The sequence below is a fragment of the Variovorax sp. P2_H12 genome (genome assembly GCF_056403395.1).
In genome coordinates this window covers 1-10,609 of record NZ_JBFUFO010000084.1, presented here as the reverse complement: position 1 = coordinate 10,609, position 10,609 = coordinate 1, and the positions used below count along the sequence as shown (strand labels likewise).

Here is a 10,609-nt window from a genome sequence, read left to right as displayed (position 1 = left end):
CCGTGGCGGCGCCCAATCCGCCCGCCGGCCCGGTGCCGGTGGTGGTGGCGCCCGGTGCGCGCGGCGACTCGACGGCCGCGCCGCGGCCGGCGCGCACCGCGCCGGTTCCGGCCGAAGCCAACGCGCTGCCGCCCTCGAACGACCCGATCGGCGATTTCGCCAAGGCGCGCTCCGGCACCGGGGCCGCAGCGGCCACCGGCGCCAGCACCGACCCGTTCATGTATTTCGTCCAGGCCGGTGCCTTCCGCACGCAGGAGGATGCCGATGCGCAGCGCGCCAAGCTTTCGCTGATGGGCGTGGAGGCGCGCGTGACCGAGCGCGAGCAGGCCGGCCGCACCGTCTACCGCGTGCGTGCCGGTCCGTTCAACAAGAAGGACGACGCCGACCAACTCAAGGAACGGCTCGACGGCGGGGGCCTTGAATCGGCCCTGGTCCGCGTCCAGCGTTGACGCTGCATCGTCTCCAGTTCGCCCGATCCGGGAACTCCATCCGGCATCGCGGGCTCTTTCAAGCCGTACAGAAGGAATTGATACATGAAACGTCGTGATTTTTCGCTGGCCGCCGCTTCGCTGGGGCTTCTTCCGCTGGCTGCGCCCTCGCATGCGCAGCAGGCCCGTCCCATCAAGGCCGGCACCGACTACATCGTCCTGCGCAAGCCGGCGCCGGTCGATGCGCCCGCCGGCAAGGTCGAGGTGCTCGAGTTCTTTTCCTACAACTGCCCGCACTGCGCGGCCTTCGAGCCTCAGGTGGAAGCCTGGGTCAAGAAGCTGCCGCCCTATGTCGTTTTCCGTCGCATCCCGGTGCCGTTCGTCGGCAACGACACGGAGGCCAAGCAGCGCTTCTATTACGCGCTCGAGGCGATGGGCAAGGTCGACGAATTCCAGCCCAAGGTCTTCCAGGCCATCCACCAGCAGCGCCTGAACCTGACTGGCGACGCCGGGATCCTCGCCTGGGTGGAAAAGCAGCCCGGCCTCGATGCGAAGAAGTTCGCCGAGCTGTTCAAGTCCTTCTCGGTGGTCGGCAAGGCCAAGCGCGCCACCCAGCTCACCACCGACTACCAGGTGGCCGGCGTGCCGGCCCTCGGCGTGGCCGGGCGCTGGTACGTCGACGGCGACACGGCGGGCTCGCTCGAGCGCGCGCTCCAGGTGGTCGACTTCCTGATCGCCGAAGCCCGCAAGGGTTGAGCGGCCCGGTGACGCGCACGGTGGCGGCGCCTGTCGCCTGCCGTCGCCGCCACGATCTCGTCATTGAAGCCCGCTTCTGCGGGCTTTTTCGTCAAGGCCGCGCGAGGCGGCGTCCACGGGACGCATACAATCGCAGAGCAAGTTTCGTGCCTCTATGACATCGCTCTCCTCCTTCACCTCCATTTCTCCTCGTCGATTCGGTCGCGTGCTCTGCCTGGCGCTGGCGCTGGCCGGATGCGCGTCCTTGTCGCAGGCCGAGCAGGCCGACCGGAGCAAGCCGATGAACATCGAGGCCGACGCGATGCGCTATGACGACCTCAAGCAGACCAGCGTGTTCACCGGCAACGTGGTCGTGAACAAGGGCACGATCCAGATCCGGGGCACCCGCATCGACGTTCGCCAGGACCCCGAGGGCTACCAGTACGGCGTGGTCACGGCCGAACCCGGCAAATTGGCCTACTTCAAGCAGAAACGCAACGCCGGCACCGACGAGTGGATCGAGGGCGAGGGCGAAGTGATCGAGTACGACAGCCGCGCCGACAACGTGAAGTTCATCCGCCGCGCGGTCATGCGGCGCCTGATCGGCGCCACGGTGAGCGACGAGAGCAGCGGCCCGCTGATCGTCTACGACCAGAGCAACGACACCTTCACGGTCAACGGCTCCTCGCTGCCGCCGAACGCCGGCGTGGCGACACAGGCGAGCGGCCGCGTCAAGGCCATCCTGACGCCCAAGGCGGCCGCCCCGGCGCCCGGCAGCGGCGGTGCCAAGCCCGCGGCGACCCCGGCTCCGGGCAACAGCCTGCGTTCCACCACCACGCTCGGCGGAGAGTCCAAGAAGTGATCGAAACCGCCGGGTTGAATGGAAGCGATGGGCCGGTCAGCCGGCTGGAGGCGCGCAGCCTGCAGAAGAGCTATGGCAGCCGCACGGTCGTGAAGGATGTGTCGCTCGCCGTGCAGAAGGGCGAAGTGGTCGGGCTGCTGGGCCCCAACGGCGCGGGCAAGACCACCTCGTTCTACATGATCGTCGGGCTGGTGCGGGCCGATGCCGGAGAGATCTCGATCGACGGCGAGCCGATCGCCCACATGCCGATCCATCGTCGCGCGCGCATGGGCCTGAGCTACCTGCCGCAGGAGGCCTCGATCTTCCGCAAGTTGACGGTCGAGGAAAACGTGCGCGCAGTGCTCGAGCTGCAGAGCGAGCCCGACGACCACGGCCGGATGGTGCCGCTCAGCAAGGCGCACATCGACGAGCGGCTGGGCGAACTGCTGGCCGACCTGCGCGTCGACCACCTGCGCGATTCACCGGCGCTGTCGCTGTCCGGCGGCGAACGCCGCCGGGTCGAGATCGCGCGCGCCCTGGCGACGCAGCCGCGCTTCATCCTGCTGGACGAGCCCTTCGCCGGCATCGACCCGATCGCGGTGATCGAGATCCAGCGGATCATCAGTTTCCTGAAGGAGCGCGGCCTCGGCGTGCTCATCACCGACCACAACGTACGCGAGACGCTGGGCATCTGCGATCACGCGTTCATCATCAGCGACGGGCATGTGCTGGCACAAGGCACGCCTTCGGAGATCGTCGACAACGCCGAGGTGCGACGCGTGTACCTGGGCGAACATTTCCGGATGTAGGGGCCTTACTCGATGAAGCAGGGGCTTTCGCTTCGCGTCTCCCAGCATCTGGCGCTGACGCCGCAACTGCAGCAATCGATCCGGCTGCTGCAGCTGTCCACCCTCGAGCTGAGCCAGGAAGTCGAGCAGATGCTCGACGACAACCCTTTCCTCGAGCGGACGGCCGAAGAGGCGGCGCGCGAGGAGTTCGGGCTGGACGCCGCCGATGCGCCGGTGCGCGACGACGATCGGCAGGCCGAAGGCGATGGCGACTACGCTCCCGGCCCCGCGGCCGCTGCCACCGAGGTTGCGGTCGCGACACCCGAGGCCGAGACGGCGCCGCTCGACGCCGCCGACGGCGAGCCCGACTGGGAAGGCGACGGCACGGTCGACCTGGCACCCGACGACAGCGAATGGGGCGGCGATGCGCCCGCGCGCGCCAACAACCTCGGCGACGAACGCACCGACGCCACCGAACTGGCGCGCAGCCACGAAACGCTGCAGTCCTTCCTGCATCGGCAGGCACTGGGCCTGCGGCTCAGCGAGACCGACCGCGCCGCGCTGCGCTTCCTGATCGAGTCGCTCAACGACGACGGCTACCTCGAGGATTCGCTGCCGGCCCTGGCCTCGGGCCTGGCCGGCGACGACAACGACCAGTTCGACGACCTGGTGCATCACTTCCAGGTCGCGCTCGGCCTGCTGCAGAGCCTGGAGCCGGTGGGCGTCGGCGCCCGCAACCTCGGCGAGTGCCTGACGATCCAGCTGCGCGCCCTGGCGCACCCCGGCGAGGGTGCCGACGAGGCGCGGGTGCGCCAGACCGCGATCGCGGTCTGCAAGCAGCCGATGGAACTGCTCGCGCGGCGCGATTTCAAGCGGCTGGCGACGCTCGCGCGCAGCAACGAGGAAGAGGTGCGCGCCGCCCTGCAGCTGATCGCCCGGCTCGAGCCCAAGCCGGGCCGCCGCTTCGTCGACGTCGAGCGCAACGTGGTGGTGCCGGACGTGATCGTCACGCGCATCGGCAACGGCACCAGCACCAACATCAAGTTCCGCGTCATGCTGAACCCCGAGGTCATGCCGCGGCTGCGCGTGCACGACATCTATGCCGGCGCGCTCAAGCAGCACAAGGGCGAGGGCAGCCAGGCGCTCTCGCAGCGGTTGCAGGAGGCGCGCTGGTTCATCAAGAACATCCAGCAGCGCTTCGACACCATCCTGCGGGTGTCGAACGCGATCGTCGAGCGGCAGAAGAGCTTCTTCGTGCACGGCGAGCTGGCGATGCGCCCGCTGGTGCTGCGCGAGATCGCCGACGAACTCGGCCTGCACGAATCGACCATCAGCCGCGTGACCACCGCCAAGTACATGGCGACGCCTTACGGCACGTTCGAGCTCAAGTACTTCTTCGGCTCGGCGCTCGGCACCGAGACCGGCGGCAATGCCTCGAGCACCGCGGTGCGGGCGCTGATCAAGCAGTTCGTGAGCGCCGAGGACCTCAAGAAACCGCTGTCCGACAGCCAGATCTCCGAGATGCTCAAGGAGCAGGGCATCGAGTGCGCGCGCCGCACCGTCGCGAAGTACCGCGAGGCGCTGCGTATCGCTCCGGCCAATCTGCGCAAGGCGCTCTAGGGCGTGCTGGTGCGCGGGTGGCGGCTCGGTGCGGCACTGGCGGCGGCGGTGCTTCTGGCCAGCGGCTGCGCGATGCTGCCGGCCGATGTCGAGCGCCCGCCCTCGAGTGCAATCATGGCTTCGGGCGAGACCGCGCTGGGCCGGATCGCCAAGGCCTCGTCGCCCGATCCGGATCTGAGCGGTTTCCGGCTCATGCCCGGCGGCGACTTCGCGCTCGACACGCGGCTGCAGCTCGCGCGCCGCGCCGAGCGCACGCTCGACGTCCAGTACTACCAGATCGAGAACGACGACACCGGCCGCTACTTCCTGCGCACCCTGCGCGATGCGGCCCTGCGCGGCGTGCGCGTGCGGCTCCTGATGGACGACCTCTACACCTCGGGCGAGGACGACCTGTTGCTGGCGCTGGCCGCCACGCCGAACCTCGAGCTGCGGCTGTTCAACCCTTTCCCGGCCGGCCGCGGCAGCCTGCTGCAGCGCTTCTCGAGCTCGCTGTTCGACTTCGACCGCGTCAATCGCCGGATGCACAACAAGCTCTTCATCGCCGACGGCGCGATGGCGGTGGCAGGCGGGCGCAACATCGGCAGTCAGTACTTCACGCAGACCGCCGGCGCGAACTTCCTGGACATCGACACCTTCGTCGCCGGCGCCCTGGTGAAGCGCCTCGGCAGCCTGTTCGACCTGTACTGGAACAGCCCCTACGTGCGGCCGATCGGCAGCGTGGTCGCATCCTCGCTGCCGCGCGAGGAGCTGCAGCAGCGCTTCGATCAGGCCACCGGCCCCGCAACCACTGCGCCGCCGCGCCCGCCGGCACCGAACGACGTGCTGGGCTACGCGCCGCTGGGGCCGGAGCTGAAGGACGGCGCCCGGCTCGGCCTGATCTGGACCCTGGCCGAAGCCTATGCCGACTCGCCCGACCGCGTGGTCGGCAAGACCGCCTCCTATGGCGGGGTGCCGCTGCTCGACGTCGACAGCGTGCGCTACAACGTGATCGAGCAGATGCGGCGCTCGCGCGCCGAAGTCACGCTGGTGTCGCCCTACCTGATCCCGGGCCAGGCGGGGCTGGAGGTGATGCGCGAGGTCCGCGGGCGCGGGGTCCGGATCAGCGTCGTCACCAATTCGCTGGCGGCCACCGACGAGCCGCTGGTCCACACCGGCTACCGGCGCTACCGTCCCGACATGCTGCGGCTCGGCGTCGAGATCCACGAGCTGAGCTCGGCGCGCACCAAGCGCAGCGTGCGGCTGGGCCTGTTCGGCTCGCAGGTCGGCCGGCTGCATGCAAAGGCGGCGATCTTCGATCGCAGGGCGCTGTTCCTGGGCTCGATGAACTTCGATCCGCGCTCGGACACCCACAACACGGAGATCGGCCTGTTCATCGCCAGCCCCGAGATGGCGCAGCAGGTCCTGAAGCTGCTCGACGTGCTGAAGCAGCAGGGCGCCTACCGGGTGCGCTTCGCCGACGGCGGCGAAGCGCTCGAATGGGTCAGCCGCGAGGGCGAGGCCGAGGACGTGCTCACCGTGGAGCCCGACTCGGGCCTGTGGGACCGCGTGATGCTGGAACTGCTCGCGCCGCTGGCGCCGGAGAGCCTGCTGTAGCGCTACTGGATGTTGATGGCCTCGACCTGCACCAGCAGCCTCACCTTGTCCTCGAAGCCGAAGGCGAGCCCCCAGTTGATGCCCCACTGGCTGCGCTCCACCAAGGTCTCGAAGTCGCCGCCGCAGATCTGGCGATTGATGAGCGGACTCAGGTAGCAGTTGAAGCGGTTGGCCTTGAGCACCACGGGGCGGCTCTTGCCCATCAAGGTGAGCGTGCCGTTGACCTGCGTGACCTTGTCGCCGCTGAAGTCGATCTGGTCGGCGACGAAGCGGGCGGTCGGAAACTCCGCCACGTTGAAGAAGTCCTTGCTCAGCAGGTGCCGGTTGAGCAGGTCGACGCCGGTGTTGATTGAGCTGATGTCCATCGTGATGTCGATCTTGCCGGCGGTGCCCGAGGGGTCGATCTTGACCTGGCCGTCCTTGGTGCTGAAGCGGCCGCGGTTGGTGGTGGTGCCGTAGTGGCCCATCTCGTAGTTGACGAAGGTATGGGTCGGGTCGACCACGTAGCTCGCGCCCTTGGCAGGGCCGCCGGCCGGCTTGGCGGCCGCCTCGGGTGCCTGCTGGGCGCCGGCCAGTGCCGCCGCCGTCGCCAGCGCGGCGAGTGTGAGCAATTTCTTCATGGCGCGCTTTCGGATGAAGGTGGAAACATCGAAGGATTTCACAGCGGGCCGAGGCCGGTCAGCACCAGCTTGAAGCGCACCTGCACGTCGTCGGCCACCATCGACGTGTCGGTCCATTCGCCTTCGCCGATCCTGAAGGCGAGGCGCTGGATCGTAAGGCTTCCAGTCGCGGTCGACTGGCCATAGGACTGCAGGATCTCCACCGGCACGACCACGTCCCGGCTGCTGCCCTTGATGGTCAGCCGGCCGGCGACCTCGAAGCGGCCGCTGCCCAGCGCCTTGATGGCGCTGGAGTGGAATTCCGCCTTCGGGAAACGGTCGCTGTCGAACCAGGTGGGCCTAGGCAGCTCGGCATCGGTCTGCGGGATGCCCAGGCTGGCGCTGGCGACGTCGATCTGCAGCGCGACGCTGCCGTCTTCGGGCTTGCGCGGGTCGAGGGCAATCCGGGCATCGAACTTCCTGAACACGCCTTCCACCGGCACGCCCATCTGCTTGAACACGAAGGCGATCCGGCTCGGGGCCGGCAGCAGTTTCGCCGGTGCCGGCGGCTCGGCGGCGGCCGTGCCGGCGACGATCAGCGCCGCCGCGCACCACCCGCGGCAGGCCATGTCAAGGAGGGTCATGGGAGGCGTTTCCGGGGTGAAAGAGGCGACATGCGGTCGAGCAGGCCGTCGCGGTCGACGAAGTGGTGCTTGAGGGCGGCCGCGGCGTGGACCAGCGCCGCCGCGGCGAGGCCGAAGGCGCCGATCTTGTGCAGCGGCTTCAGCACCGCCTCGGCGAAATCCTTGTCGACCGGCACGAAGTCCGGCAACGGCAGCACGCCCAGCCACACGACGGGAAAGCCCAACGCGGAGCTGTAGGCCCAGCCCAGCAGCGGCACGGCGAAGAACAGCAGGTAGAGCAGCAGGTGCAGGCCGCGGTGCGCCACCCATTGCCAGCCCGGCATGGCCGCCCGGATGCGCGCCGGCAGGGACGGCGGCGGGTGGGACAGGCGCCACAGCAGGCGCACGGCCGACAGTGCCAGGATCGTGATGCCGGCCCACTTGTGCCAGTTGTAGAGCTTGAGGCGCAGCGGCGAGAGCGGCAGACCGGTCATCGACAGGCCGAGGCAGACGGAGCCGAGGATCATCAGCGCCAGCAGCCAGTGCAGGGCGATCGCCACCGGGCCGTAGCATGGGGCGTCGTTGGAATCGACCAAGGGTGTCGGCAGCGCGTCGGGCATGGCCGGAGCATAGGCGGTTCAGCGTTGCGCCTGCCGCAGCAGCGCATCATGCAGCATCGCGGGCTGGACGGGCTTGCGCAGCGCCTGCCAGCCGCGCTCGCGGGCCAGTTGCTGGGTGGCGTCGTCGATGTCGGCCGAGACCAGCGCGATGGCGAGAGAAGGTCGTCGGCGCTGCAGCTCGGTCGCCAGCGCGATGCCGTCGAGTTCGCCGGGCAACCGGATGTCGCACAGCGCGATGCCGAAGACGGCGAGGTCGGGCAGCGCGAGCGCCTCGGCGGCGCTGGTGCAGACTTCGGGCCGCGCGCCCCAGAGGCGCAGCAGCGCCGCGATGCTGTCGGCCACCACGAGGTTGTCCTCGACCACCAGCACGACCAGCCCGGGAGCGAGCCGCCGCGTCTGCGGCATCGGCGCGGGCTCGACGCCCGCGGCTGGCGAAGGCGCCAGCGGCACGCCCTGCGGCGCGGCCGGCAGCACGAAGGCGAACACCGACCCGCGTCCCGGCGCCGAGCGCAGCAAGATCTCGACGCCCAGCCGCAATGCCAGCCGACGCACGATCGCCAGGCCCAGGCCGTGGCCGCGCTGCAGGTTGCGCTCGATGTTGCCGATCTGCTCGAAGTCGCCGAACACGCGCTCCTGGGCCTCTGCAGCGATGCCGATGCCGGCGTCCCGGACCTCGATCCGCCAGGCCTCGCCGCGCCGGCGGCAGGCCAGCAGCACGCGGCCCCGGGGCGTGAACTTGAGCGCGTTGTCGACCAGGTTGCCGAGGATCCGGCGCAGCGCGACCGCATCGGTCCAGACCACGGCGGTCGCCGGGCAGCGCACCCGCACGCGGCCGCTGGCGGCCTGGCGCGCGAACTCGTGCAACAGCGGCGCCAGCGCGACCGCCACCGGCGAGATCGGGTCGGCGGCGGCCTCGATGCGCCCGATCTCGAGCAGCTGGTCGGTGAGCCCCTCGAGCGCCTGCTGGGCCTTCGACAGCGCGGCGACGGTGCCCAGCACGCTGAGCGTGTCCTCGCCGGCACTCAACTGCTGGCGCAGCACCTCGGCCTGCAGGCCCATCGCCATCACCGGCTGGCGCAGGTCGTGGTTGGCGGCCGAGAAGAAGCGCAGGCGCTCGGCCTGGGCCTGCTGCGACGCGTGCAGGCCGGCCAGCGCGCGCGCGCGCAGCGAGCTTTCGTTGTGGCGCAGGCCGATGTTCTCCTCGAGCTGGCGGGCGCGCTCGGACACCAGCTTCCAGACCATCGCGAGCAGGCCGATACCGAGCACCGACAGCACCCTCATTGTCGGCGCCCCGAAGGCCAGGCCCATGACGATCACCGGCGCCAGCAGCAGCGCGATCGCAAGCTGCATGGCCGGGGTGTAGTAGGAGACCGAGAAGGCCGAGGACAGCGTCATCGCCATCACCACCAGCCCGATCATCAGCTGCGCCGTGGGATCGGCCGGGTTGAAGAGCAGGACGCCGGCCAGGCCGTGGGCGCCTTCGTGGACCGCGATGCGCAGCGTGTGCAGGCGCAGGGCGGGCGGCAGGTTCGCGGGGGTCAGCGGCGCGGGCAGCCGCTGCGGGAAGAAGCCGCGGTAGGCGGTGGTGGCGGCGATCAGCGCGATCCAGACGATCGCGTGCGGCACCGAGTACTGCCAGGCGAACAGCGCCGCCACGCCGCAGTCGAGCAGGAACTGGAAGAGCAGCACCAGCCCGCTGGGCTGGGCGCTGAGCCGCAGCACCTCGCAGCGGATGGCAAACCCGTTGGCGCTGGAGGCCTCGGGGGATGCGGGGAGGGGCGAGGAGCTCATCGGCCGGTCCACTATAGAACAGCAAGCCGCTGGCGGGGGGCTCCGTCGAGGCGACAATCGCACGGTGAACGATCTTTCGCTTTTCCTCCCTTGCGCCGCCGGCGTCGAGGATTTCCTGGCGCAGGAAGTGCATGCGCTGACCGGCCGCGTGGGGCAGGACCTGCTCACGCTGCGCGGCGGGGTGCGGGTGCGCGCCGACTGGCGCGACGCGCTCAAGCTCAATCTCCACAGCCGGCTCGCGCAGCGCGTGCTGATCGAACTCGCGCAGGCACCCTACCGCAGCGAGAACGACCTCTACGCGATCGCCAGCGGCGTCGCCTGGGAGATCTGGTTCACGCCGAAACAGACCTTCAAGATCGAGACCACGGCGCAGCACAGCCCGCTGCAGAGCCTCAACTTCGCCACTTTGCGCATCAAGGACGCGATCGCCGACCGCTTCCGCGCCAAGGCGGGCGGCGTGCGGCCGAGCATCGAGACCCAGTGGCCCGACTGCCGCGTCTTCGCGCACCTCACGACCGACCTCTGCACGCTCTACATCGACACCTCGGGCGAGCCGCTCTTCAAGCGCGGCTGGCGGCAGGACAAGGGCGATGCACCGCTCAAGGAAACCCTGGCCGCGGCGATGCTGGCGGCCAGCGGCTGGTGGAATCCGGAGACCGGTGCGGTCTCTGCCGAGCCGCTCTACGACCCCTGCTGCGGCAGCGGCACGATCGCGATCGAGGCGGCCCAGATCGCGTCCGGCATCGCGGCCGGCTCGCTGCGGCGCTTCGGCTTCGAGAAGCTGCTGCCGTTCCAGCCGCATGTGTGGGCGGCCCTGAAGGCCGGGGCGGTGCCGGCGGCGACGCAGCCCGCGCCGGCGATCTTCGGCTCGGACGTCTCGCACCGCATGGTCGACTTCGCCGAGCGCAATGCCGAACGCGCGGGCGTGTCGGCGGCGATCCAGTTCCGCGGCGGCGATGCGCTGCAGCGCA

Annotated in this window: 11 protein-coding genes; 7 read left to right on the top strand and 4 right to left on the bottom strand. The window is 69.7% G+C overall.

Annotated features, from left to right (window positions below; translation table 11 throughout):
• The 6 genes from AC1DYK_RS35055 to AC1DYK_RS35030 all read left to right on the top strand — a co-directional run.
• Positions 1–449 (top strand): SPOR domain-containing protein (locus tag AC1DYK_RS35055; protein WP_478170472.1); only part of this gene is annotated, 449 nt, incomplete at its 5' end.
• Positions 450–533: 84 nt separating this feature from the next.
• The gene (locus tag AC1DYK_RS35050) at positions 534–1,184 is read left to right on the top strand and encodes a thiol:disulfide interchange protein DsbA/DsbL (protein WP_478170471.1); all 651 of its coding nucleotides are present in this window, start codon (positions 534–536) and stop codon (positions 1,182–1,184) included.
• A 154-nt stretch (positions 1,185–1,338) separates the two neighbouring features.
• On the top strand, positions 1,339–2,025 hold the full coding sequence (lptA, locus tag AC1DYK_RS35045; RefSeq protein WP_478170470.1) for a lipopolysaccharide transport periplasmic protein LptA: 687 nt from the start codon (positions 1,339–1,341) through the stop codon (positions 2,023–2,025).
• On the top strand, positions 2,022–2,813 hold the full coding sequence (gene lptB / locus AC1DYK_RS35040; protein ID WP_478170469.1) for an LPS export ABC transporter ATP-binding protein: 792 nt from the start codon (positions 2,022–2,024) through the stop codon (positions 2,811–2,813). Before lptA ends, lptB begins: the two co-directional genes overlap by 4 nt.
• A 12-nt stretch (positions 2,814–2,825) precedes the next feature.
• A complete protein-coding gene (locus AC1DYK_RS35035; protein ID WP_478170468.1) occupies positions 2,826–4,412 on the top strand; it encodes an RNA polymerase factor sigma-54 in 1,587 nt (528 codons plus the stop codon).
• Positions 4,413–4,484: 72 nt separating this feature from the next.
• Complete coding sequence (locus AC1DYK_RS35030; RefSeq protein ID WP_478170473.1) at positions 4,485–6,005, top strand: phospholipase D family protein; 1,521 nt, start codon at positions 4,485–4,487, stop codon at positions 6,003–6,005.
• 2 nt (positions 6,006–6,007) lie between these two features.
• On the opposite strand, the gene AC1DYK_RS35025 is transcribed toward AC1DYK_RS35030, so the two are convergent.
• Genes AC1DYK_RS35025 through AC1DYK_RS35010 form a run of 4 tightly spaced genes read right to left on the bottom strand, consistent with a single transcriptional unit; the run spans position 6,008 to position 9,638 of the window.
• Positions 6,008–6,625, bottom strand: coding sequence for a YceI family protein (locus AC1DYK_RS35025; protein ID WP_478170467.1), 618 nt, complete (start codon positions 6,623–6,625; stop codon positions 6,008–6,010).
• A 38-nt stretch (positions 6,626–6,663) separates the two neighbouring features.
• Positions 6,664–7,248: a YceI family protein gene (locus tag AC1DYK_RS35020; protein WP_478170466.1), complete on the bottom strand. Its 585-nt coding sequence runs from the start codon at positions 7,246–7,248 to the stop codon at positions 6,664–6,666.
• Positions 7,245–7,847 carry a cytochrome b gene (locus AC1DYK_RS35015; RefSeq protein ID WP_478170465.1) on the bottom strand — a complete coding sequence of 201 codons (603 nt, stop codon included), beginning with the start codon at positions 7,845–7,847 and terminating at the stop codon, positions 7,245–7,247. The genes AC1DYK_RS35020 and AC1DYK_RS35015 overlap by 4 nt, the downstream gene beginning before the upstream one ends.
• An 18-nt stretch (positions 7,848–7,865) precedes the next feature.
• On the bottom strand, positions 7,866–9,638 hold the full coding sequence (locus tag AC1DYK_RS35010; RefSeq protein ID WP_478170464.1) for a sensor histidine kinase: 1,773 nt from the start codon (positions 9,636–9,638) through the stop codon (positions 7,866–7,868).
• A 64-nt stretch (positions 9,639–9,702) separates the two neighbouring features.
• On the opposite strand from AC1DYK_RS35010, the gene AC1DYK_RS35005 reads away from it, so the two are divergent.
• A partial coding sequence (locus AC1DYK_RS35005; RefSeq protein ID WP_478170463.1) for a THUMP domain-containing class I SAM-dependent RNA methyltransferase occupies positions 9,703–10,609 on the top strand: 907 nt, incomplete at its 3' end.

Bases quoted from the DNA above. Each gene is read 5' to 3' on its own strand.
- AC1DYK_RS35050 (WP_478170471.1), top strand. From the start codon at position 534: ATGAAACGTCGTGATTTTTCGCTGGCCGCCGCTTCGCTGGGGCTTCTT.
- lptA (WP_478170470.1), top strand. From the start codon at position 1,339: ATGACATCGCTCTCCTCCTTCACCTCCATTTCTCCTCGTCGATTCGGT.
- AC1DYK_RS35035 (WP_478170468.1), top strand. From the start codon at position 2,826: ATGAAGCAGGGGCTTTCGCTTCGCGTCTCCCAGCATCTGGCGCTGACG.
- AC1DYK_RS35030 (WP_478170473.1), top strand. From the start codon at position 4,485: ATGCTGCCGGCCGATGTCGAGCGCCCGCCCTCGAGTGCAATCATGGCT.
- AC1DYK_RS35025 (WP_478170467.1), bottom strand. From the start codon at position 6,625: ATGAAGAAATTGCTCACACTCGCCGCGCTGGCGACGGCGGCGGCACTG.
- AC1DYK_RS35020 (WP_478170466.1), bottom strand. From the start codon at position 7,248: ATGACCCTCCTTGACATGGCCTGCCGCGGGTGGTGCGCGGCGGCGCTG.
- AC1DYK_RS35015 (WP_478170465.1), bottom strand. From the start codon at position 7,847: ATGCCCGACGCGCTGCCGACACCCTTGGTCGATTCCAACGACGCCCCA.
- AC1DYK_RS35010 (WP_478170464.1), bottom strand. From the start codon at position 9,638: ATGAGCTCCTCGCCCCTCCCCGCATCCCCCGAGGCCTCCAGCGCCAAC.